Origin of the sequence: Streptomyces sp. NPDC057694 (assembly GCF_042799415.1) — a bacterium.
In the GTDB taxonomy this organism is placed as follows: Bacteria; Actinomycetota; Actinomycetes; order Streptomycetales; family Streptomycetaceae; genus Streptomyces.
In genome coordinates this window covers 322,307-344,936 of record NZ_JBHVIX010000005.1, presented here as the reverse complement: position 1 = coordinate 344,936, position 22,630 = coordinate 322,307, and the positions used below count along the sequence as shown (strand labels likewise).

Annotated in this window: 20 protein-coding genes; 9 read left to right on the top strand and 11 right to left on the bottom strand. The window is 71.6% G+C overall.

Translation table 11 applies throughout. The annotated features are described in order from the left end of the window. Window positions 1–161 precede the first annotated feature (161 nt). The 5 genes from ACFVDP_RS15820 to ACFVDP_RS15800 all read left to right on the top strand — a co-directional run bounded on the left by ACFVDP_RS15820 (window position 162) and on the right by ACFVDP_RS15800 (window position 6,114). Window positions 162–2,048 (top strand): ABC transporter substrate-binding protein, encoded by a 1,887-nt coding sequence (locus tag ACFVDP_RS15820; RefSeq protein ID WP_383489322.1) that lies wholly within the window; start codon window positions 162–164, stop codon window positions 2,046–2,048. Between the two features lie 73 nt (window positions 2,049–2,121). Next, window positions 2,122–3,210 (top strand): ABC transporter permease, encoded by a 1,089-nt coding sequence (locus ACFVDP_RS15815; protein WP_383489319.1) that lies wholly within the window; start codon window positions 2,122–2,124, stop codon window positions 3,208–3,210. Further along, window positions 3,207–4,139 carry an ABC transporter permease gene (locus tag ACFVDP_RS15810; protein WP_383489316.1) on the top strand — a complete coding sequence of 311 codons (933 nt, stop codon included), beginning with the start codon at window positions 3,207–3,209 and terminating at the stop codon, window positions 4,137–4,139. The genes ACFVDP_RS15815 and ACFVDP_RS15810 overlap by 4 nt, the downstream gene beginning before the upstream one ends. After that, on the top strand, window positions 4,136–5,131 hold the full coding sequence (locus ACFVDP_RS15805; protein WP_383489313.1) for an ABC transporter ATP-binding protein: 996 nt from the start codon (window positions 4,136–4,138) through the stop codon (window positions 5,129–5,131). Before ACFVDP_RS15810 ends, ACFVDP_RS15805 begins: the two co-directional genes overlap by 4 nt. After that, window positions 5,128–6,114: an oligopeptide/dipeptide ABC transporter ATP-binding protein gene (locus ACFVDP_RS15800; protein ID WP_383489310.1), complete on the top strand. Its 987-nt coding sequence runs from the start codon at window positions 5,128–5,130 to the stop codon at window positions 6,112–6,114. Before ACFVDP_RS15805 ends, ACFVDP_RS15800 begins: the two co-directional genes overlap by 4 nt. 48 nt (window positions 6,115–6,162) lie before the next feature. Here the strand turns inward: ACFVDP_RS15800 and ACFVDP_RS15795 are convergent, their stop codons facing one another. From ACFVDP_RS15795 to ACFVDP_RS15785, 3 genes are all read right to left on the bottom strand, one after another. Further along, window positions 6,163–6,633, bottom strand: a complete 471-nt coding sequence (locus ACFVDP_RS15795) for a carboxymuconolactone decarboxylase family protein (RefSeq protein ID WP_383489307.1) — start codon at window positions 6,631–6,633, stop codon at window positions 6,163–6,165. A gap of 103 nt (window positions 6,634–6,736) precedes the next feature. Then, a complete protein-coding gene (locus ACFVDP_RS15790) occupies window positions 6,737–7,687 on the bottom strand; it encodes a bifunctional riboflavin kinase/FAD synthetase (RefSeq protein WP_383489305.1) in 951 nt (316 codons plus the stop codon). Window positions 7,688–7,830: 143 nt separating this feature from the next. After that, complete coding sequence (locus tag ACFVDP_RS15785) at window positions 7,831–8,709, bottom strand: winged helix-turn-helix transcriptional regulator (RefSeq protein ID WP_383489302.1); 879 nt, start codon at window positions 8,707–8,709, stop codon at window positions 7,831–7,833. 127 nt (window positions 8,710–8,836) lie between these two features. Here ACFVDP_RS15785 and ACFVDP_RS15780 point away from each other — a divergent pair, with 127 nt between their 5' ends. Then, the gene (locus ACFVDP_RS15780) at window positions 8,837–10,102 is read left to right on the top strand and encodes an MFS transporter (RefSeq protein ID WP_383489300.1); all 1,266 of its coding nucleotides are present in this window, start codon (window positions 8,837–8,839) and stop codon (window positions 10,100–10,102) included. 572 nt (window positions 10,103–10,674) lie between these two features. Here the strand turns inward: ACFVDP_RS15780 and ACFVDP_RS15775 are convergent. From ACFVDP_RS15775 to rimP, 8 genes are all read right to left on the bottom strand, one after another. Next, a complete protein-coding gene (locus ACFVDP_RS15775) occupies window positions 10,675–13,308 on the bottom strand; it encodes a serine protease (RefSeq protein WP_383489297.1) in 2,634 nt (877 codons plus the stop codon). 243 nt (window positions 13,309–13,551) lie between these two features. Beyond that, entirely contained in the window at window positions 13,552–14,457 is a 906-nt protein-coding gene (gene truB, locus ACFVDP_RS15770) for a tRNA pseudouridine(55) synthase TruB (RefSeq protein WP_383489294.1), read from the bottom strand. Window positions 14,458–14,459: 2 nt separating this feature from the next. Beyond that, window positions 14,460–14,930 (bottom strand): 30S ribosome-binding factor RbfA, encoded by a 471-nt coding sequence (rbfA, locus tag ACFVDP_RS15765; RefSeq protein WP_383489291.1) that lies wholly within the window; start codon window positions 14,928–14,930, stop codon window positions 14,460–14,462. Window positions 14,931–14,973: 43 nt separating this feature from the next. Then, window positions 14,974–15,267, bottom strand: coding sequence for a DUF503 domain-containing protein (locus tag ACFVDP_RS15760; RefSeq protein WP_111667322.1), 294 nt, complete (start codon window positions 15,265–15,267; stop codon window positions 14,974–14,976). A 138-nt stretch (window positions 15,268–15,405) separates the two neighbouring features. Next, window positions 15,406–18,522: a translation initiation factor IF-2 gene (gene infB / locus ACFVDP_RS15755; RefSeq protein ID WP_383489288.1), complete on the bottom strand. Its 3,117-nt coding sequence runs from the start codon at window positions 18,520–18,522 to the stop codon at window positions 15,406–15,408. A 146-nt stretch (window positions 18,523–18,668) separates the two neighbouring features. Then, a complete protein-coding gene (locus ACFVDP_RS15750; RefSeq protein WP_383489285.1) occupies window positions 18,669–18,947 on the bottom strand; it encodes a YlxR family protein in 279 nt (92 codons plus the stop codon). A 102-nt stretch (window positions 18,948–19,049) separates the two neighbouring features. Then, window positions 19,050–20,048: a transcription termination factor NusA gene (gene nusA, locus ACFVDP_RS15745; protein ID WP_383489282.1), complete on the bottom strand. Its 999-nt coding sequence runs from the start codon at window positions 20,046–20,048 to the stop codon at window positions 19,050–19,052. Window positions 20,049–20,050: 2 nt separating this feature from the next. Continuing rightward, window positions 20,051–20,566: a ribosome maturation factor RimP gene (gene rimP / locus ACFVDP_RS15740; RefSeq protein ID WP_383489279.1), complete on the bottom strand. Its 516-nt coding sequence runs from the start codon at window positions 20,564–20,566 to the stop codon at window positions 20,051–20,053. A gap of 173 nt (window positions 20,567–20,739) precedes the next feature. Between rimP and ACFVDP_RS15735 the strand changes: the two genes are divergently transcribed. Genes ACFVDP_RS15735 through ACFVDP_RS15725 form a run of 3 tightly spaced genes read left to right on the top strand, consistent with a single transcriptional unit; the run spans window position 20,740 to window position 22,629 of the window. Continuing rightward, complete coding sequence (locus tag ACFVDP_RS15735) at window positions 20,740–21,216, top strand: hypothetical protein (protein WP_383489276.1); 477 nt, start codon at window positions 20,740–20,742, stop codon at window positions 21,214–21,216. 8 nt (window positions 21,217–21,224) lie between these two features. Then, the gene (locus ACFVDP_RS15730) at window positions 21,225–21,698 is read left to right on the top strand and encodes a ferritin-like domain-containing protein (protein ID WP_383489273.1); all 474 of its coding nucleotides are present in this window, start codon (window positions 21,225–21,227) and stop codon (window positions 21,696–21,698) included. Between the two features lie 28 nt (window positions 21,699–21,726). Next, window positions 21,727–22,629 (top strand): aminoglycoside phosphotransferase family protein, encoded by a 903-nt coding sequence (locus ACFVDP_RS15725; RefSeq protein ID WP_383489270.1) that lies wholly within the window; start codon window positions 21,727–21,729, stop codon window positions 22,627–22,629. The last annotated feature ends 1 nt before the right edge of the window (window position 22,630 follow it).

The window sequence follows — 22,630 nt, the reverse complement described above, 5'->3', positions numbered from 1 at the left end:
ATGCGTCAGAGGTCTTGACCAATGTGCGTGAAATGCAGGTCAACTCGTTATTTCCGCAGGCCACATGGGGTTCACCTGCCGTTGACGCACGTCAAGAGCCGCTGATAGACACTCACTTCATTCAGCCTGCTGTGAGAGTCACGACGCGAGGTGTCCGCCCCATGGCCACGAAAGCTCAGCGAGATACGCACGATCAGCACCACAGAACGAACCGCAGCGGCGTGCGGGTTCTCCTCGCGGCCGGCGCCGCGGCCTTCAGTCTCACCGCGGCCCTCGCCACGCCGCTCAACCCGACGCCCCACGAGGCGAAGGCGGCCGACGACGGCGGCAAGAAGGTCCTCACCGTCGCGCTCGCGCAGAGCGTCGACTCGCTCAGCCCGTTCCTGGCGTCGCGCCTGGTCAGTACCAGCATCCACCGGCTGATGTACGAGTACCTGACCAACTACGACCCGAAGGACAACCACGTCGTCGCGGGCTTCGCGACCAAGTGGAAGCCCTCGGCGGACAAGCTGACCTGGACGTACACGATCCGCTCGAATTCCACGTGGTCGGACGGCCAGAAGGCCACCGCGCACGACGCGGCCTTCACGTTCAACAAGATGATGACGGACGACGCGGCGGCGACCGCCAACGGCTCGTTCGTCACCAACTTCGAGAAGGTCACCGCGCCCAGCGACACCCAGCTGGTCATCAAGCTGAAGAAGCCCCAGGCGACGATGACCGCCCTGGACGTCCCGATCGTGCCCGAGCACGTCTGGAAGGACGTCAAGGACTACTCGAAGTTCAACAACGACGAGAAGTTCCCGATCGTCGGCAACGGGCCGTTCACCCTCACGGACTACAAGACCGACCAGTACGTGAAGCTGAAGCGCAACCCCGACTTCTGGCGCAAGTCGGACAAGCCGCAGTTCGACGACATCGTCTTCAAGACGTACAAGGACCAGGACGCGGCGGTCGCCGCCCTGCGCAAGGGCGAGGTCTCCTTCGTCGCCGGTTCGCCCGCCCTGACGCCCGCCCAGGCGGCGTCGCTCAAGGGCGAGAAGAACATCAAGGTCAACGAGGGTCCCGGCCGCCGCTTCTACGCGATCGCCACCAACCCCGGCGCCCAGACCAAGGACGGCAAGAAGTTCGGCGACGGCAACCCGGCGCTGCTGAACCAGAAGGTCCGCCAGGCGCTGTTCCGCTCGGTCGACACCAAGACCATCGTCGACCGGGTCTTCCAGGGCCACGCCGTGCAGGGCGAGGGGTACATCCCGCCGCGCTTCAAGGACTACTTCTGGTCGCCGTCGGACAGCCAGAAGCTGTCCTACGACCCCGACGCGGCGGGCAAGCTGCTCGACGAGGCCGGCTACAAGCTGAAGGACGGCAAGCGCGTCGGCAAGGACGGCAAGGCCCTTGACCTGCGCATCCTGTGCCACGCCACCGACCCGAACGACAAGGCCGTCGGCAAGTACCTCAAGGAGTGGTGGGGCAAGATCGGCATCGGTCTGAAGGTCGACTGCCTCGACGACGTCTCGGTCCCCTGGTATGCCGGTGAGTACGACCTCGCCTTCGACGGCTGGTCGGTCAACCCCGACCCGGACTTCGTGCTCGGCATCCACACCTGCGCGGCCCTGCCGACGAAGGCGAAGGAGACCGCGACGACCGACAACTTCATCTGCGACAAGAAGTTCGACGGCCTGTACGCGAAGCAGCTCGCCGAGTACGACCCGGCCAAGCGCGCGGACTACGTCAAGCAGATGGAGTCGTGGCTGTACGACTCTGGGTACATGAACGTCATGGCGTATCCGAACGCCGTCGAGGCCTACCGCACCGACCAGATCAAGTCCATCGAGACCATGCCGACCGCCGCGGGCAACATCTACGGCCAGGACGGTTACTGGAGCTGGTGGTCGGCCGAGCCGGTGTCGTCCTCCGACAGCGGGAGTTCGGACTCGTCCGGCTCGACCGGAGTGGTGATCGCCATCGTGGTCGTCGCCCTGGTGGTCATCGGTGGCGGGATCCTCTTCACGAGGCGCCGCCGCACGACGGCCGACGAGCGCGAGTAACCGGCGCACTCCGGGCCCTCAACACCCGCACGAGCAACGAGAGTTCGCATGACCAGCAGAGAACACGTGAACCATGACAGCTGACAGCACTCCGGCGCTCGTGCAGCCCGCGGACGGTCCCGACGGCGACCCGGCCTCTCCGGCCGGGCCGCTGTCGGCCGCCCGCGGCCCCCGGGCCCGCACCACCACGGAATACCTGAAGTACGCGGCGGCGAAGATCGCGGGGGCCGCGGTCTCCCTCTTCGCCGTCCTCGTCACCAGCTTCTTCCTCTTCCGCCTCATCCCGAGCGACCCGGTCAAGCAGATGACCGGCGGCCGCAAGGTCTCCGTGGAGCAACTGGCCAACCTGCGCCACCAGTACGGCCTCGACCAGCCGATGTGGAAGCAGTTCACGTCGTACGTCGGAAACGCGCTGACCGGCGACTTCGGGATCTCGTTCCAGTACCACACACCCGTGATCGACAAGATCATGGACGCGCTTCCGGCGACGCTGCTGCTGACCGGCACGGCGTACGTGCTGTACTCGGCGCTCGGCATCTGGCTGGGCACGCGGACGGCGTGGCGCAACGGGTCGCGCAGCGACCGCTTCAACACCGCGTTCGCGCTCACCCTGTACTCGGTTCCGGCGTTCTGGCTGGGCCTGCTCCTCATCATCGTCTTCGCCGTCGGCATCGGCCCGATCCCCGGCATGTTCCCGACCGGCGGCCTCGAATCGGGCGGCGAGACCGGCTTCGCGTACATCATCGACGTCGCCCACCACCTCGTCCTGCCGGTGATCACCCTGGTCGCGGTCGGCTACGCGCAGACGCTGCTCGTCATGCGCTCCTCGCTGCTCGACGAGATGGGCAGCGACTATCTGACGACCGCGCGCGCCAAGGGGCTCCGGGACGACGTGGTGCGCCGCAAGCACGCGGTGCCGAACGCGATGCTGCCGACGTTCACGCTGATGTTCGTGAACCTCGGGCATGTCGTCGCCGGGCAGATCCTCGTCGAGACGGTGTTCTCCTGGCCGGGCCTCGGCGGCCTCTTCTACTCCGCCCTGTCCGTGCCCGATCTTCCGCTCGTCCAGGGCCTGTTCTTCGTCTTCGCGACCGCCGTGATCCTGGCGAACACCCTCGCCGACATCCTCTATCCGCTGCTCGACCCGAGGGTAGGCCGATGACGACGCAGCCGACGCAGACCGCACCCGTCGACAGGGCGGGCAATCCGCGCGCGCTCGCCCGCGCCCGCAAGCGCCGGTCCCTGGCCCGCTTCTGGACCGCGTACCGCTCCCACAAGAGCGGACTGTGGGGCCTGGGCCTGCTCATCCTGATCGCGCTCATCGCGATCTTCGCGCCGGTCCTGGTCGGCGCGGACTCGCAGTCCGTGACCGACGCCGACGGCAGCCCGCTGGCCGGGCCGAGCGGTGATTTCCCGCTCGGCACCGACCAGTTCGGGCGCAGCGTGCTCGCGCTGCTCGTGTACGGGGCGCGTGTGTCGCTCACCGTCGGGCTGCTCGCCGCATTCCTGTGCGTGGCGATCGGCACCGTCGTCGGGATCGTCGCCGGCCACTTCCACGGCTGGTACTCGACGGTCCTGATGCGCGTCACCGACTGGTTCCTGGTGATGCCGACACTGGTCCTCGCGATCGCCCTGGCGACGGTGATGGACCGCTCGATGTGGACCGTCATCATCGCGATCGGCGTGACGACCTGGCCGACCACGGCCCGCCTGGTGCGTGCCCAGACCCTCGCGGTCGAGTCACGCCCGTACATCGAGCGGGCCCGGGCGCTGGGCGGCGGCCACGGCCACATCATGCTGCGGCACGTGCTGCCGAACGTGATGCCGCTGGTCCTCGCCCAGACCACGATGATCATCTCCTCGGCGATCCTGACCGAGGCGACGCTCGCCTTCCTCGGCCTGTCCGACCCGACGATCACCTCCTGGGGCGGCATGCTCCAGGACGCCCGCGAGGCGGGCGCGGTCAGCGCGGGCGACTGGTGGTACCTGGCACCGCCCGGCATCGCCATCGCCGTCGTGGCGCTCTCCTTCACCCTGTGCGGCCGCGCGGTCGAATCCGTCCTCAACCCGAAGCTGGGGGCGCGCTCATGACGCTGCTCGAAGTGCGCGACCTCCACGTGACGTACGAGGGCGGGAGCCGGGCCGTACGCGGTGTGAACCTCTCCGTCGAGGCCGGCCAGAAGCTCGGCATCGCCGGCGAGTCCGGCTGCGGCAAGTCGACGCTGGCGCTCGCCCTGCTGCGACTGCTGCCGGCGGGCGCGAAGGTCACCGGCGAGATCCTGCTGAACGGCGAGGACGTCCTCGCCATGAAGTGGGGCCGGCTGCGGGCCGTCCGCTGGGCCGGGGCGTCGATCGTCTTCCAGGGCGCGATGCACTCGCTGAACGCCGTGCACCGCATCGGCGACCAGATCGCCGAGCCCATCCTGCTGCACAAGAAGACGACGCCGGACGCGGCGAAGAAGAAGGTCGCCGAGCTCCTGGAGCACGTGGGGCTGCCCGCCGCGCGCGCGGCGGCGTATCCGCACGAGCTGTCCGGCGGTCAGCGCCAGCGCGTGATGATCGCGATGGCGCTCGCCTGCGAGCCGGAACTGATCATCGCGGACGAGCCGACGACCGCGCTCGATGTGATGATCCAGGCCCAGATCCTGCGCCTGATCGAGCAGTTGGTGGCGGAGCAGGACCTCGGCCTCATCATGATCAGCCACGATCTGGCGGTCCTCTCCGACACCTGCGACCGGCTCGCCGTGATGTACGCGGGCCGCGTCGTCGAGGAGGGTCCGGCCGACGAGGTGTACGGATCCGCGGTGCACCCCTACGGCAAGGCGCTGTCGGCGGCGTTCCCGACGATCGGCGACCCGGCGTCCCGGTTCGCGCCGCGCGGTCTGCCCGGCGACCCGCCGGACCCGGCGGCGCTGCCGTCCGGCTGCACGTTCCATCCGCGCTGCCCCGTGGCGCTCGACGTGTGCGCGAGTGAGGACCAGGTGCTGCGGGACGCGGGCCCCGGGCGGCGCGCGGCATGCGTCCACGTGGAGTCGGGCGGTTCGCCCGCACAGGGCATCGAAGCAGGGAGCAAGACCGCATGACCGAGTCTCTGTTGAGTGCCGAACAGCTCCAGGTGACGTTCCCCGGCCGACGCGGCGCCCCCGCGGCGCGGGCCGTGGACGGCGTCGACCTGGACATCGCGCCGGGCGAGATCGTCGCCCTCGTCGGCGAGTCGGGCTGCGGCAAGACGAGCCTGGCGCGCACCCTGCTCGGCCTGGAGAAGCCGACGTCGGGCCGGGTCACGTTCGCGGGCAAGCCGCTGGACTACGCCTCGCGCGCGCTGAAGGCGTACCGCAAGCGCGTCCAGCTGGTCCTCCAGGACCCGAGCGGCTCGCTCAACCCGCGGCACACGGTGTACGAGGCGGTGGCGGAGGGCCTGCGCATCCACGGGTACGCGGGTGACGAACGCGAGGCGGTGGCCGACGCCCTGTCCCGCGCGGGGCTGCGGCCGCCCGAGCGGTTCTTCCTGCGCTATCCGCACGAGCTGTCGGGCGGTCAGCGCCAGCGCGTCGTGATCGCGGGCGCGCTGGTCCTGGAGCCCGAACTCATCGTCGCGGACGAGCCGGTGGCGTCCCTGGACGCGTCGGTGCGCGGCGAGATCCTCGCGCTGATCCTGAAGCTCCGCGAGGAGCTGGGTCTGTCGGCGCTCGTCGTCACGCACGACCTGGGCCTGGCCTGGAACATCGCGGACCGGGTCGCGGTGATGTACCTCGGCCGGATCGTGGAGACGGGCAAGGTCGAGGACGTCCTGACATCCCCTCAGCACCCGTACACCCAGGCTCTGTTGTCGGTGCTGCCGGAGGCGCCGGGCGAGCCGGTGGTGCTGAAGGGCGAGGCGCCGGACCCGTCCCGGATCCCGGGCGGCTGCCGCTTCCACGCGCGCTGCCAGATCCTGGCGGGCGGCGAGGCGGAGCGCGCCGGGGTCGCGGAGAAGTGCCGCACCGAGGACCTGCCGGTGCTGTCCGGCGGCGGCGCGTCGCAGGTGGCGTGCCACTGGGCGGCGGCCGCGGTCGCGGCGAGGTAGCGGTCGGGCCCGGCTCCGTGGAGCCGGGCCCGTACCCGGGAGGACGCATCAGCTGTACATGCCGGGCTCGTAGTCGCCGGCGGGCTGCTGGGTCATCACGTTGATCCGGTTGAAGGTGTTGATGATGGCGATCGTCGCGACGAGCGCGCCGAGCTGGTCCTCGTCGTAGTGCTTGGCCGCGTCGGCCCACACCTCGTCGGAGACGCCGGTGCCGTCGGCGATCCGGGTGCCCGCCTCGGTCAGGGCGAGGGCGGCCTTCTCGGCCTCGGTGAAGACCTTGGCCTCGCGCCAGCCCGCGACGAGGTTGATCCGGACCGAGGTCTCACCGGCCGCGGCGGCGTCCTTGGTGTGCATGTCCAGGCAGCCCGCACAGCCGTTGATCTGGCTGGCGCGGATCAGCATGAGCTGGTGCGTGGCGCCCGGCACTCCGGTGTTCTCGGCGGCCTTGGCCGCCGCGACGATGTGCTTGAGCGCCTTGCCGAGGGCCGGGTTGGCGAAGAGATTGAGGCGGGGTTCCATGGCGGGCTCCTTCGTGTGCCGTACGTGCTGACACACCTATGACGGAGCCGCTCACGAAGATGTGACACGGCCGGAAGTGACCCGCGTCACTCCCGGCGGCGGATCAGGCCTCGCACGCCTCGATGAGTTCCCTGGCCCGCTTCACATCGTTCGCGATGGCCTCGACCAGTTCCTCCAGCGAGTCGAACTTCGACATCCCGCGCACGAAGGCGAGGAAGTCCACGGCGACGTGCAGCCCGTACAGGTCGAGCCCGACGCGGTCGATGGCGTAGGCCTCGACGGTTCGCTCGGTGCCGTCGAACTGGGGGTTCGTGCCGACGGAGATCGCGGCGGGCATCGCCTCGCCGTTCACGTGCAGCCAGCCGGCGTAGACCCCGTCGGCGGGGATCGCGGTGTGCGGCAGCGTCTCCACGTTGGCCGTCGGGAAGCCCAGCTCGCGGCCGCGCTGCGCGCCGCGCACGACGACGCCCTCGACCCGGTGCGGCCGCCCGAGGATCTCGGCGGCGCCCTCCACGTCGCCCTCGGCGACGAGGGTGCGGGTGAGGGTGGAGGAGAAGGGTGCGCCGCCGCCGGCGTTCCCGCTCACCTTCAGGTCGATGACCTCGACGTCGAAGTCGTACGTCGCGCCCTGCTCGGCGAGGAACTCCACGTTGCCCGCGGCCTTGTGCCCGAACCGGAAGTTGGGGCCCTCGACGACCAGGCGCGCGTGCAGCTTGTCGACGAGCACCTTCGCCACGAAGTCGGCCGGGGACAGCTTCGAGAACTCGGTGGTGAACGGCAGGATCAGCACCGCGTCCACACCGAGGGCGGCCATCAGCTCGGCGCGCCGGTGGTGGGGCGCGAGCAGCGGGGGGTGCGAGCCGGGGCGCACGACCTCGCTGGGGTGCGGGTCGAAGGTGACGACGACCGCGGGGACGCCCAGCTCGCGGGCGCGCTCCACGGCGCGGCCGACGATCAGCTGGTGTCCGCGGTGCACGCCGTCGTAGGAGCCGATGGTGACGACGCTGCGCCCCCAGTCCTGGGGGATGTCCTCCAAGCCACGCCAGCGCTGCACGGTGATTGCTCCTCGCAAACCTGTGTACGACGGTTCATCTCAGTGTCCGCGTATCGACGTAACCCATAACTCATTGTCGAATCCGCAGGTCTAAGAGTGCCATGCCGAGGGTCCGCGCCTCTCCCCGGCCCACCCGGTGCAGGTCACGCGGCCAGTGCGCGTACGACGCCCAGGGCCTCGCGCACCGCTTCCGGGATGTCCGTCACCGGGAAGCGCACGTGCCGCACCACCCGGTCCCGGTCCACGACGAGGACGGCGCGCTTGAGGCGCAGCGCCTGACCGGCCCGGAACACGGGCAGCCGCAGCGCGGCGGCCAGGCGCAGGTCGACGTCGGAGAGCAGGTCGAAGGGGAGGCCCTCCTCGACGGCGAACACGCGCTGCTCGTCCGGGCGCTGGGTGCTCACGCCGCGCACTTCGGCGCCCGCCGCCCGGAAGTCGTCGTACGCCTCCCGGAACAGGCGGTTCTCCAGCGTGCAGCCGACGGTGCCGGGGATGTCGCCCCAGCCCTCCGGCAGCGGGCTCGGGCGGCCGGTCGCCGGGTAGCAGAACAGGACGGTGGCGGCGGCGTCGGCGACGGGGTCGAGCGGCGCGCCGTCCCGGTGGCCCGGCAGTTCGAGGCGCGGCAGCCGCTCACCGGCGAGGGCCGCGGTGCGCCGCGCCTGCTCGCTCTCCTCGTCGGCGGTGCCGCTGAGCGAACCGTCGCCGAGGACCCAGCGGTCCGCCCAGTCCTGCATGGACAGCAGTACGGGGAGCAGTCCGCGCCCCTGGTCGGTCAGCCGGTACTCGTGGCGGACGGGGCCGCTCTGGTACGGGACCTTCTCCAGGACCTCCGCCGCCACCAGGTGCGCGAGGCGCTCGGTGAGCACCTTGCGGGAGATGCCCAGCTCTTCCTGGAGCGCGTCGAAGCGGTGGTGGCCGCGCGCGGTCTCCCGGATCAGGAGCAGGCTCCACCAGTCGCCGACCACCGCCGCGGCCTGCGCGATCGCACAGGCGGCGTCGCGCTCGGGCACCGACCTGACCATGGCTTCCTGCCTCTTCCCTACGGCGTTCAGTCGTCGTGACCATCTTGCGCCATCGGGTCAGTTTCCGATAGGAACTCACTCGGATCGAGTAAGTTCCCAAAAGAGACCCAGTGGGGGGCGTATCTGCATGACCGAGACACGGACAGTCCCGGACCTCGAACGGAGCCGGGACGGAGGCGGCGACGCGCCGCCGGGCGTCTTCTGGCGGTACTGGACCGCCGCCACGGTCAGCAACGCGGGCACCGCCGTCACCGCGCTCGCCCTGCCGCTCGTCGCCCTGACCGTGCTGGACGCCACGGCCTTCGAGGCCACCCTGCTCGCCGCCGCCGGACAGATCTCCTGGCTGCTGCTCAGCCTGCCGGCCGGTGTGGTCGCGCAGCGCGTTCCGCTGCGCGGGCTCCAGGTCGCCCTCGACCTCGTCCGGTTCGCCGCGCTCGGCTCGCTGCCGCTGGCGTGGTGGCTCGGGGCGCTGACCTATCCGCATCTGCTGGCGGCGGCGCTGGTCACCGGGGCGGCGACGGTCCTGTTCGACATCGGCAACTCGACGTTCCTGCCGGCCGTCGTGCCGGCCCGGCAGCTCGCCGCCCGCAACAGCGTGGTGTCCGGCACCCATGCGGTCACCGAGACCGGCGGGCCCTCGCTCGGCGGGGTGCTGGTGAGCGCGACGGGTCCGGTCGGGGCGCTGGTCGTGGACGCGGTCAGCTATCTCGCCTCGGCCGTACTGCTGCGCACCCTGCCCGAACGCCGTCCCGCTCCCCGTACCGGAGAGAGCGCGCTGCGGCTGATGCGCGAGGGCTGGCGGTACGTGACCCGGCACCCGGTCATGCTGCCCTGCACCGTCTGGGCGACCGCCGCCAACTTCCTGAACGCGGCGCTGGTCGCCCTCACCCCGCTCTACCTGGTCCGCGAGGCCGGTCTGAACTCCGTACAGCTGGGCCTCGTCCTCGCGATGGACGGGGTCGGCGCGCTCGCCGGGTCCGCCGTCGCGGTCCGGGTCACCCGGCGCCTGGGCACCGCGCGCGGGATCATCGTGGCCGATCTGGCGGGCGGGGCACTGCTGCTGCTCGCGCCGCTGACCACGTCCGCCGGGGATGCCTACTGGTTCGCGCTGGGCAACGCCGGGTTCGCCTTCGGCAGCGTCATCGGCTCCATCACCACCCGCACCTACCGCCAGACCCAGTCGCCGCCGGAGCTGCTGTCGCGGGTGATGGCGACGGTCCGGTTCGTGTCCTGGGGCGCGTTGCCGCTCGGCGCTTTGGCTGCGGGGGTATTGGCGACGTACGCGGGGACGCATGCCGCGCTGTGGACGGTGTGCGCGGCGGCCCTCCTCCCGGCCGTGTACCTCCTCACATCCCCGGTGGGCCACCACCGAGACCTGCCCCGCCCCGCCTGATCGCACCGCTGCGTAGTGGCTGGTCGCGCAGTTCCCCGCGCCCCTTAGTTACGTTACCGACTGCGAGCCGGTGGCCGCTTTTTGCGCAGTTCCCCGCGCCCCTTATCGGGTTGCCTTTCGTCTGCGGGCCGGTGGCCGCTTCTCGCGCAGTTCCCCGCGCCCCTGGAGATGCGCACTTCGTGCGCTATCTCCATCAGAGGCGCGCCACCTGCCCAAGGAGAAGGTGCGGCCCCCTGCCCAAGGCTGAGGCGCGGCCCCTGCCTCAAGTGGAGGCACGCCCCTAGCCCTGGGTGGAGGCGCGTCCCTTGTCCCGGATGGAGGTGCGCTCCTATCCCCTGATTGGAGGCGCGCGGAGCGCAGCCTCAAGGGGAGGCGGCGCGAAGCGCCTGCCTCAGGGGCGCGGGGAACTGCGCGAGAAGCGGCCACCGGCCCGCACACGAACGATACGAGGGCGAGCGCAGCTCGCTTCAGGGGCGCGGGGAACTGCGCGAGAAGCGGCCACCGGGCCGCAGACGAACGGACAACCCAGGGGCGCGGGGAACTGCGCGCTCCACCACGACGTGAGCGGCACCCTAGGAGCGCGGGGAATCCCCCGAGAGGTCCCACCGGGCAGCAGCCGGACGGCGCTCGGCGGCAGAGCCCGGCTCTCCCAAAAGCAGCGCAAGCGCGGCACCATGCAGCGCACCATCGCCCGGCCGCCCGAGCAGGGCAAGTGCGGCCCGGCGCAACAGACACCGGTCCACCTCGGCACCCACCCGGGACGCAACCCGCACCCCGTACGAAGCCGCCGCCCCCCGCCGAGCCCCCCGCTCGTCGCAAGCCCACCGACCGACGGCCCGGCACACGGCGGACGGCTCCTCGTCGACGAGAACGGCGAGCAGTTCATCGCCGCGCGGATGACCACAGTCCACCAGCGCATCCAAGAGATCGTCGACGGCCCCGTGCCGATGGGTGTGCAGCAGAGCCTGCGCGGCGGTAGCGACAGTCGCGTCAGGCAGCGCGGGCAGCACCCGTTCGTCATCGAACCAGCGGGTCAACTCCCGCTGCGCCCGCGCCGGGTCGGAGAGGAGCAGATCGGCGACGGCATCAAGATGCCGCTCCCCCGCCCCGGGCTCCGGATCATGCACGACAAGCCGCCGCACCAGCCCGAACCGCACCTCGTCGGCGACGGGCAGCGCCCACCAGAACGCGGGCCCGAACACCCCGCGCTCCGCCAGCTCCTCCAGTACGGGCAGATGCACGGCGGCGTCGGGAACGCGCAGCAGCACACCGCTGAGCAGATGCCCGGCCCACCAGGACGCCTCACCCCCTCGCGCGACCCGACCGGCCAACTCGGCGAGCTTCAGGCCCAGTTCAACGGAACCGCGCTCCCGCCCCACCAGCAGCAGAGCCCGCACCACCGGCCCCGCCCGATGCCTCGGCACCGGAACGGACCCGTCGTCCGCCGGCCGCCGGAACACCAGCGCCGCGAGCGCCGCGTCCAGGTCCAGATGCATCCCCTGGATCCAGTCGGCGACCTCCTCGTGCGCGAACCGGTAACCGGCCCCGGCGGGCACCAGCACCCCTTCCGCCAGCACGGCCGAGGCCCACCCCGCGACGCCGTGCAGCGCACCCCACGGGAACAGCTCCTCGAACGTCTCCCGGTCGAGGTCCCCCTGCCCGGGCCCCAGACTGCGCCGCGCCGCCTCGTGCAGCCGCCCGGACACCCGCGCCGCCAGCCGCCGCACCCCGCTCCCCCGCACTCCGGCGGGCGCCGCGAGCCGCACCGCCACCCGCAGGCACATCAGGTCCAGATACGCCGAGAACACCTCGTCCCGGTCGGGGCACCCGGCAGGACCGTCCCCCGGTACCGCCGCCCGCACCTCCCCGAGCAGCCGCAGCGCCAGCGGATGCCCGGCGTCGCGCACCGCCAGAGCGCCCGCGGGGATCCCGAACCGCTCCCGCGCCAGCCGTGCCCGCTCCCCCGTCAGATCGCCCACCCGCACACACACGGGCAGCCGCCCCGCCGCCGTCCCGTACAACGCCCCGGCACCGAACAGCCGACCGGCCTGCTCCCAGTACTCACCGCGGCACGCCACCACGAGCCGCACCCCGCACCGCGTGAGCCACCGCTCGGTACCGCTCGACCACGCGTCGAGCCGGTGCGCGAGCACGGGCGGCATCTCCTCGGGCCCGTCGAGCAGCAGCACCAGGGGCCGCCCCGCGCCGCGCGCCACCGCGGCGACACGCTCCGCCGAGAGGTCCCCGGGCGCGCCGTCCGCACGGGACGCGGCGACGATCCGCCCGGCCCGCTCCAGGGCCCGCCCCACCGCGTCCGCGACGGACGCGTCGTCCCCGCGCAGATCGGCGCCGCGCAGCCACACCATGGGCGCCTCGGCCCGGCGCGCGGCGAAGGCCGCCAGCTCGGTCGTCCGGCCGCACCCCGGATCCCCCACCAGCGCGACCACTGCGGCGTCCCCGCGCTCGAACTCCGCCAACGCCCGCACCACATCGGGCCGTTCGACCGGCTCGGGCCCGCCGGTCCGGCCCGGCCCGTCGCTGCCCACGGAGACGGCGGCGACCTGGAGCACGCCCGCCAGATTGAGGTCGGCACCGTAGGCGGGCACCGTCGCCGCGTTGCGCGCGAGCAGCTCGGCGAGCGGGCCGCACGGATCGGCGGCGGCCGCCGCGCGCAGCGGCACCGCGAACCCGGCCGCCCGGTGCCCGGCCTCCAGCGCCGTCCCCAGCACGGCGACGACCGCGCCGGTGTCCGCGTCGACGACGGGCCCGCCCGCGGCGCCACCGCCCCGCCGCAGCGCGTCGGCCCCGGCCGTCCCGACCGCCAGTTCCATGGCGCCTTCGAGCACATGGGAGCGGTCGGTCGCCGGGTAGGTCACGTCCGTGTGCCCGAGCACCCGGGCCTCGCGCCAGCCACCGGCCGGGATCCGGACGTACGCGCCCGCCGCCCGCGCCCCGGACACCGGCACCGGGGCCACCGCGAGCCCCTCGGTCGTGACGAGCGCGAGATCGGCCTCCGGCAGTGCCACGACCGCCTCCGGCCCCACGACACACGTCCCCCCGCCGTCCGGCGCGTGCAGCACCACCCGGCCGAGCCCGTCCACCGCCTCATGACTGGTGAGCACGGTGCCCCGGTCGTCCACCGCGAACCCGGCCCCGCGCGGCCGCCCGGCCAGATCGCAGATCTGTACCAGCGGCGGATCCACCATGCCCGCAACCTCCCGCCACACCCCGTCTCTGCCGACGGTAGGCGCGCGGTGATCAGCGGAACAGAACTCGGTCCGAACGCGCCCCCTTCCGCTCCCCCGCTTCACTCCGAGCGCCTGCTCGATGGGGTGAAGGCGACCGTTCCGGCGGATACACCTTGGAGAGGGGGAACGTGGAGCGGCGGCCACCAGGAAGCCCTGGCGACCGCCGCTCCGCCGCATCACTCGGCACCGTTCAGAGAGTGCTCACCCGAAGACGGCGAGACTCTTCGCCTTGCCCTTCGACTCCTCGACGAGCGCGACGAACCGGCCGTCCTGGTCGAACACGCCGACCGGCCCGGCCCCGGCGTACTCCCCGGGCACGTCGAGCCGCACCCCGTTCAGCAGCAGCCCGGCGCGGCGCGCGTCGACGTCCCAGCGCGGGAACGCCGCGGCGGCGGCCTCGGCCACCGGCATCACGGCGAACGACTCCTGCAACTGGTCCAGCGTCTTCGCGCGGTCCAGCTTGTACGGGCCCACGCGGGTGCGGCGCAGCGCGGTCAGGTGCCCGCCCACACCGAGGTCCGCGCCCAGGTCCCGGGCCAGCGCCCTGATGTACGTACCGGACGAGCAGACCACCGACACCACCAGGTCGAGCACCGGGGTGCCGTCCTCGGCGACCGCGTCCCGGACGTCGTACACGGCGAAGGAGGAGATCTTCACCGGCCGGGCCGGGATCTCGAAGTCCTCGCCGTCCCGCGCCCGCTTGTACGAACGTACGCCGTTGATCTTGATGGCGCTGACCTTGGACGGCACCTGCATGATGTCGCCGCTCAGCTTGGCGATGCCCGCGTCGACGGCCTCGCGCCGGACCCCGGAGGCGTCCGTGGACGAGGTGATCTCGCCCTCCGCGTCGTCCGTCAGCGTGTTCTGCCCGAGCCGGATCGTGCCCAGGTACTCCTTCTCGGTCAGCGCGAGGTGGCCGAGGAGCTTGGTGGCGCGCTCGATGCCGAGCACGAGGACACCCGTCGCCATCGGATCGAGGGTGCCCGCGTGGCCGACGCGGCGGGTCTTGGCGATCCCGCGCATCTTGGCCACGACGTCGTGCGAGGTGAAGCCCGACGGCTTGTCGACAATGACCAGGCCGTCGGGCGGAGGGGTGCGGTCGGACATGCTCAGGCGTCGCCGTCCTTGTCGGCGGCGTCAGCAGCGTCCGTGTCGTCGTCCTCGGGCTTCTTGTACGGGTCGGCGTCCCCGGCGAATGCGGCGCCCGCGGACGCCTCGCGCACCTGGGCGTCCGAGGACCGCGCCCGGTCGAGGAGGTCCTCGATCGTCTTGGCGTTGTCCGGCAGGGCGTCCGCGACGAAGGTCAGGGTCGGCGTGAACTTCACGCCGGCCGCCGAACCGACCGCGGAGCGCAGGATGCCCTTGGCGCTCTCCAGACCGGCGGCCACCTCGGCCCGCTGCTCGTCGTCCCCGTAGACCGTGTAGAAGACCGTGGCCTCCCGCAGGTCACCGGTGACGCGGGTGTCCGTGATGGTGACGTGGGTGCCGAGCCGCGGGTCCTTGATCCCGCGCTGCAGCTTCTGGGCCACCACCTCTCGGATGAGGTCCGCCAGCCTCTTGGCGCGCGCGTTGTCGGCCACTGGTCCGTCTCCTTTAAGTGCTTACTTCTTGTTGCTTCAGGCTTCAGTCTTCGTCGCTGTGGAGCCTGCGTCGAACCGAGAGCAGTTCCACCTCTGGCCGCCCGGCGACGAGCCGTTCGCAGCGGTCCAGTACATCGGTGAGGTGTCCCGTGTCCCCGGAGACCACCGCGAGCCCGATCTCGGCCCTGCGGTGGAGGTCCTGGTTGCCCGTCTCCGCGGCGCTCACTCCGTACTTGCGCTGGAGTTCGGCCACGATCGGACGGACAAGGGAGCGTTTTTCCTTCAGCGAGTGAACGTCGCCGAGGAGCAGATCGAAGGACAGAGTCCCCACGTACATATAAGTCCGGATGTCCCGCCGGTTCGGGGTCGTAAAGGCGCCGGTTCCGGACACCGATACGGGAACCGTACACGCAACGGCCGGGGCCGATCGACGGAAATAAGTCCCGTCGACCGGCCCCGACTGTTGACGCTCAGGTCAGGCGCGCGGCTTCTCGCGCATCTCGTACGTCGCGATGACGTCGTCGACCTTGATGTCGTTGAAGTTGCCGAGGTTGATACCGCCCTCGAACCCTTCGCGGATCTCGGTGACGTCGTCCTTGAAGCGACGCAGACCGGAGATGTTGAGGCTCTCCGCGATGACCTTGCCATCGCGCAGCAGGCGCGCCTTGGTGTTGCGCTTGACCTCTCCGGACCGGACGAGCACACCGGCGATGTTGCCCAGCTTGGACGACTTGAAGACCTCGCGGATCTCCGCCGTGCCGAGCTCGACCTCTTCGTACTCCGGCTTGAGCATGCCCTTGAGGGCCGCCTCGATCTCCTCGATGGCCTGGTAGATCACCGAGTAGTACCGGACGTCGACGCCCTCGCGCTCCGCCATCTGCTGCGCACGGCCGGCTGCCCGGACGTTGAAGCCGATGACGATGGCGTCGGAGCCGGTCGCCAGGTTGATGTCGGACTCGGTGACCGCACCCACACCGCGGTGCAGGACACGGATGTCGACCTCTTCACCGACGTCGAGCTGGAGCAGCGAGGACTCGAGAGCCTCCACCGAACCGGACGCGTCGCCCTTGATGATGAGGTTGAGCTCCTGCACCAGACCGGCCTTGAGGGCCTCGTCCAGGTTCTCCAGGGAGAACCGGACGCCGCGGCGCGCGAAGTTGGCGTTGCGCTCGCGAGCGGCACGCTTCTCGGCGATCTGACGGGCCGTACGGTCCTCGTCGACCACCAGGAAGTTGTCGCCGGCACCCGGGACGTTGGTGAGACCGAGCACGAGGACGGGGGTCGAGGGACCCGCTTCCTCGACGTTGTTGCCGTTGTCGTCGAGCATCGCCCGGACACGGCCGTACGCGTCGCCGACCACCATCGTGTCGCCGATGCGCAGCGTGCCGCGCTGGACCAGGACCGTCGAGACGGCACCGCGGCCCTTGTCGAGGTGCGACTCGATCGCAATACCCTGCGCGTCCTGCTCCGGGTTGGCCCGCAGGTCGAGCGAGGCGTCCGCGGTCAGGACCACGGCCTCGAGCAGGGAGTCGATGTTCAGACCCTGCTTGGCGGAGATGTCGACGAACATGGTGTCGCCGCCGTACTCCTCGGCCACCAGGCCGTACTCGGTCAGCTGACCGCGCACCTTGGTCGGGTCGGCACCCTCGACGTCGATCTTGTTGACCGCGACGACGATCGGGACCTCGGCGGCCTTGGCGTGGTTCAGCGCCTCGACCGTCTGCGGCATGACGCCGTCGTTGGCCGCGACGACGAGGATCGCGATGTCGGTCGACTTCGCACCACGGGCACGCATGGCGGTGAACGCCTCGTGACCCGGGGTGTCGATGAAGGTGATCCGACGCTCTTCCTCGTTGACCTCGGTCGTGACCTGGTACGCACCGATGTGCTGCGTGATGCCGCCGGCCTCACCCGCGATGACGTTCGTCTTGCGGATGGTGTCGAGCAGTCGGGTCTTACCGTGGTCGACGTGACCCATGACGGTCACGACCGGCGGACGCGCGACGAGGAGTTCCTCGCCACCCTCGTCCTCGCCGAACTCGATGTCGAAGGACTCGAGCAGCTCGCGGTCCTCCTCCTCGGGGCTGACGATCTCGAGGACGAAGTTCATCTCGTCCGCGAGGAGCTTCAGCGTCTCGTCGGAGACGGACTGCGTGGCAGTGACCATCTCGCCGAGGTTCATCATCACGCCGACGAGCGACGCCGGGTTGGCGTTGATCTTCTCGGCGAAGTCGGTGAGGGACGCACCGCGCGACAGGCGCACGGTGGCGCCGTTGCCGCGAGGCAGCATGACGCCGCCGACCGACGGGGCCTGCATGGCCTCGTACTCCTGGCGCCTCTGACGCTTCGACTTGCGACCACGACGGGCGGGCCCGCCGGGACGGCCGAACGCACCCTGTGTGCCACCACGGCCACCGGGACCACCGGGACGACCGCCACCGGGACGACCGGCGAAACCGCCACCGCCACCGGGACGACCGGCGAAGCCACCGCCACCGCCGCCGCCACCGGGACGACCGGCGAAACCGCCGCCACCGCCACCGGGACCGCCCGGACGACCGGCGAAGCCGGGACGACCGCCGCCGCCACCGCCACCGGGACGACCGCCGCCACCGGGACCACGGCCACCGCCGGGGCCACCACCGGGACGCGGGCCCGCGGCGGGACGCTGCGGCATCATGCCCGGGTTCGGACGGTTACCACCGGGGGCACCGCCGGGACGCGGACCGGCCGCGCCGCCCTGCGGGCGAGGCATGCCGCCCGGGGTCGGACGGGCGCCGCCCTGACCCTGGGGACGGGGACCACCCTGGCCGCCGCCCTGCGGGCGGGGACCGCCCGGGGCACCCTGGCCGCCGGGACGCGGGGCGCCGCCCGGACGGGGCGCCTGCGGGCGCGCCATGCCGGTGGAGCCACCAGAGGTGAAGGGGTTGTTGCCCGGACGGGGACCCGCGGGACGGGCACCACCCGGACGGGGCGCACCCTGGCCGCCGGAGCGCGGAGCGCCCTGACGGTCACCGCGGTCGCCACGACCCTGACCGCGGTCACCGCGGTCCTGACCGGGGGCCGGACGGCCACCGGGCTTCGGGGCGCCGGGACGGGCAGCGGCGGGACGAGGAGAACCCTGTGCGGCCGGAGCCGGAGCCGACGAGGCGGCCGGAGCCGGGGCTGCGGGCGGCGCCGTGAACTCGGGCGCTGCCGGGGCCGGAGAAGCGGGCTTGGGAGCCGGCTTCGGACCCGGGGTCGGCCGCGGGCCCTGCGCCGGCGAGGCGGCGGGGGCTGCGGCGGGCTTCTCCGCGGCGGCGGGCTTCGGCGCAGCCGGGCCCGGACGCGGACCGGCAGGCTTCGAGGCCTGCGCGGGGGAAGGGGTGGGACGCGGCGCCGCGGGCTTCGCGGGCGCGGCCTTGTTCGACGCGGGCCTGCCCGCGCCGTTGGTGCCCTGATTCAGGGCGTCAGTCAACTTGCGCACAACCGGCGCCTCGATCGTCGAGGACGCCGAACGTACGAATTCACCGAGTTCTTGGAGCTTGGCCATGACGACCTTGCTCTCTACGCCGAACTCCTTGGCGAGCTCGTATACCCGGACCTTAGCCACTTCGCTCCTTTTAGGTCCGGGTTACGCCGGACCGTCGCTACTTCATGGGCGTACTCATCGCGTGCTCATCGAGTGCTCATCGCAATCTCGACCTACTTCCAACTCGCGGAATACCAGGGCCGCACGGGGGTCCCGCGCGGCGCTTCTTACGGTGTTGCCTGTTCGACACGGTGTCGCAGTGCCGCTGTGTCGAACGGTCCAGGGGCTTTGAACGCCCGCTGGAACGCCCGGCGGCGGACCGCCTGGTCGAGACAGATTTCGGCGGGATGCACATAGGCACCCCGGCCGGGCAGCGTACCGCGATCATCGGGGACACATTCACCCTCGACGATCACGATCCGCAGCAGATCGCTCTTGGCCGCTCGCTCCCGGCATCCCACGCAGGTTCGCTCAGGGCAGGCGCGGGCTTGCGTCCGGCCAGACACGGTTAAGTCTACCTCCCCGTAGCGGCCTCACCCCTTTGGGGGAAAAATCGAACGGCCGTCTACGTCACATTCTGTCGTGATCCAAGCGCGCAGCGCCCGGATTTATTCCCCGGCGTCGGATCCGGGCTGCTCGGTGTCCGGCCGGATGTCGATCCTCCAGCCGGTCAGCCGGGCGGCCAGGCGGGCGTTCTGCCCCTCCTTGCCGATGGCCAGCGACAGCTGGTAGTCCGGCACCGTCACCCGGGCCGAACGGGCACCCATGTCGACGATCTCGACCTTCGAGACGCGCGCCGGGGACAGGGCGTTGGCCACCATCTCCGCCGGGTCGTCCGACCAGTCGACGATGTCGATCTTCTCGCCGTTCAGCTCGCCCATCACGTTGCGCACGCGACCGCCCATGGGGCCGATGCACGCGCCCTTGGCGTTGAGTCCGCTGCGGGTGGAGCGCACGGCGATCTTCGTGCGGTGGCCGGCCTCGCGGGCGATGGCGGAGATCTCGACCGAACCGTCGGCGATCTCCGGGACCTCCAGCGCGAAGAGCTTCTTCACGAGGTTGGGGTGGGTGCGCGACAGCGTCACCGACGGACCACGGACGCCCTTGGCGACGCGGACGACGTACGAACGCAGGCGCAGCCCGTGCGGGTACTCCTCGCCCGGCACCTGCTCCTGCACCGGCAGGATCGCTTCGAGCTTGCCGATGTCGACCAGCACGTTCTTCGGGTCACGGCCCTGCTGGACCTGGCCCATGACGATGTCGCCCTCGCGGCCCGCGTACTCGCCGAGCGTCGCGTCGTCCTGGGCGTCGCGCAGCCGCTGCAGGATGACCTGCTTGGCGGTGGTGGCGGCGATCCGGCCGAAGTCGGAGGGGGTGTCGTCGAACTCCTTGGCCTCCTGGCCCTCTTCGAGGTCCGCCGGGTCCTCCGTCGCCCACACCGTCACATGGCCGCTCTCGCGGTCCAGCTTCACGCGCGCCCGGCGGAAGCTGCCTTCGGTGCGGTGGTAGGCGATGAGGAGGGCCGACTCGATCGCCTCGACCAGCAGGTCGAAGGAGATCTCCTTCTCCCGGACCAGACCCCGCAGGGCACTCATGTCGATGTCCACGGCTACGCCTCCTCTTCAGTTACGTCGTTCGCGTCGTTCTTGTTCTTGCGGTTGAACTCGACCTGGACACGCGCCTTGGCGATGTCGGCGAAGTCGAGTCGTCGGGCGGTGGCCTTGCGGCCCTTCACGCCCGGTACTTCGAGGTCGAGACCGGAGTCGTCGACCGTGAGGATGCGCGCAACCAGTTCGCTCTCGTCCGTCAGCTGGAACTTGACGAGGCGGTCCGTCGCGCGGATGTAGTGGCGGTGCTCGGTCAGCGGGCGCTCGGCGCCCGGCGTCCCGACCTCCAGCTCGTACTCGCCGTCGCCCATGGCGTCCGTCTCGTCGAGCTTCGCCGAGAGCGCGCGGCTCACATCGGCGATCGCGTCAAGGTCGGCGCCCTCTTCCGAGTCGACGACGACACGCAGCACACGCTTGCGTCCTACCGAGGCCACCTCGACCTCTTCGAGGTCGAGTCCCTGCGAGCCGACGAGCGGTTCCAGTAGTTCCCGCAGCCTCTCGTTCTGGGTCGTGCTCATCCGGGTGACTCCTCGGCCGCGTGTGCTGTTGTGGTTGCTGACACTCCTTGCGCGTCAGGTCAAAGGGTATCCGGTCCAGGGGGGTGTTGCCGTCCACCGGACGGGGGCCGACTGTACGGTGATCACCGGTCACTCCCCGTTCCCCGCCCGCTCCTGCCCCAAGGACGTCCGCCGTGCCGCTCGCCACCCGTAGGAGTCTGCTGGTCTCGCTGGCCGGCGCCGCGTTGCTGACCGGGTGTTCGGACGGCGGCGGCGACGGTGGCGGCGCCGAGGGCGCGCCCTCCGTCTCGCACGCGAAGCGGCTGCGGTCCAAGGCGGCCAAGGAGAGCGCCGACCTGCTCGGGCAGTACGACCGGGCGCTCGCCGCACTGCCGTCGCTGGCCGCCCGCCTCGGACCGCTGCGGGACGAGGTCGCCCAGCACATGAAGGCGTTCGGCGGGGCGACCCGGCCGAGCTCGGCGAGCAGCGCCTCGACGCCGCCGGTCGCCGAGAAGGACGTACTGAAGGCGCTCGCGGCGGCCGAGCGGGAACTGGCCGACCGCCGGATGAAGAGCCTGGCGGAACCGGACACTCCGGCGGAGCTGGCGCGGCTGCTCGCGTCGGTGGCGGCGGCCGGCGCCGGGCACGCGTATCTGCTGGGCGAGGGGTGAGGACCGCGATGACCGATCAGGATCTGCTGGCCGCCGTGCAGGCGGCGCTGCGTGCCGAGCACGCGGCCGTGTACGGGTACGGGGTGGTCGGCGGCCGGATCCGCGCGGGCCGCGGCGACGAGGCGAAGTCCGCCTACGACGCGCATCGCGCCCGGCGCGACGAGCTGCGCCGCACGGTGCGCGATCTGGGCGGCACCCCGGAGGAGTCGTCGGGGGCGTACGCACTGCCCTTCCCGGTGCCGGACTCGGCCGCGGCGGCCCGGCTCGCGGCCGACATCGAGGACAAGGTCGCCGGGGTCTACTCGGATCTCGTACGGGCGGCGAGCGGCGAGCGGCGGCGGTCCGCGGCCGACGCGCTGCGGGAGTCGGCGGTCCGTGCGGTGCGCTGGCGCGGCAGCAGCGTAGCCTTCCCTGGGCTCACCGAACGGGCCGCGGCGCCTTCGGCGTCCGCCTCCGGTTCCACGGCGACGCCCGGCACCTGAGGAGTCTTTGGAAGGGAATCACGCGCGCATGGCTTTCGAACCGCCGCAGCGGCTGGTGAACGCGCTCGGCGAGGTGCGCGACGACGGGGCGTCCGCGTGGCTCGCCGAACTGGGCACGCTCCTCGACGGGGCGGCGGCCCGCCGCGCGGTGACCGTGGAGCGGGTGCACGTGCCCGGCGGGCGCAGCAGCCTGGTCGCGCAGGTGCGCACCGCGGACGGCTCGCCCGCGATCCTGAAGCTGGCGCCGGAGCGGTTCCGGCCGGAGGCCGAGCGGGCGGCGCTGACGCACTGGGACGGCTTCGGCGCGGTGCGGCTGCTCGATGCCGGGGTGAACGACGGCGCGCTGCTCCTTGAGCGGCTGCACCCGGAGATCTCGGTGCGGACGCTGCCGGAGGCGAAGGCGCTCCTGGAGGCGGCGGGCACGCTGCGGCGGCTGTGGGTGGACCCGCCCGCCGGGCGCAACTGCGAGACGGTGCCCGAGCGCACGGGCCGGCAGGCGACGGCCATGCGGGCGACCGTGGACGCCTTCCCCGACGTGGCGCCGCTCGTGGACGCGGCGCTCGAAGCGCGCGACGAGTTGGTGACCTCGGCGCCCGAACTGCGTTTGCTGCACGGCACGTTCCGGCAGTCCAAGGTGCTGAGCGGGGAGCGCATACCGTGGCTGGCCGTCGGTCCCGACCCGGTGGTGGGCGAGTGCGCCTTCGATCTGGCGCGGCTCGTCCGCGACCGGGTGGAGGATCTGATCGGCTCGCCGTCGGGTCCTGCGATCACCCGGCGCCGGGTGAAGAAGCTCGCCGAGTCGCTGGACGTGGAGCAGGAGCGGCTGCGCGGCTGGACGCTGTTCCGGGCGGTGGAGTCCGGGGTGCGGGCGCTGCGCGTGGGGCGGGAGCGGGACGCCGAGAACCTGCTCGAATTCGCGGGCTGGCTCTGAG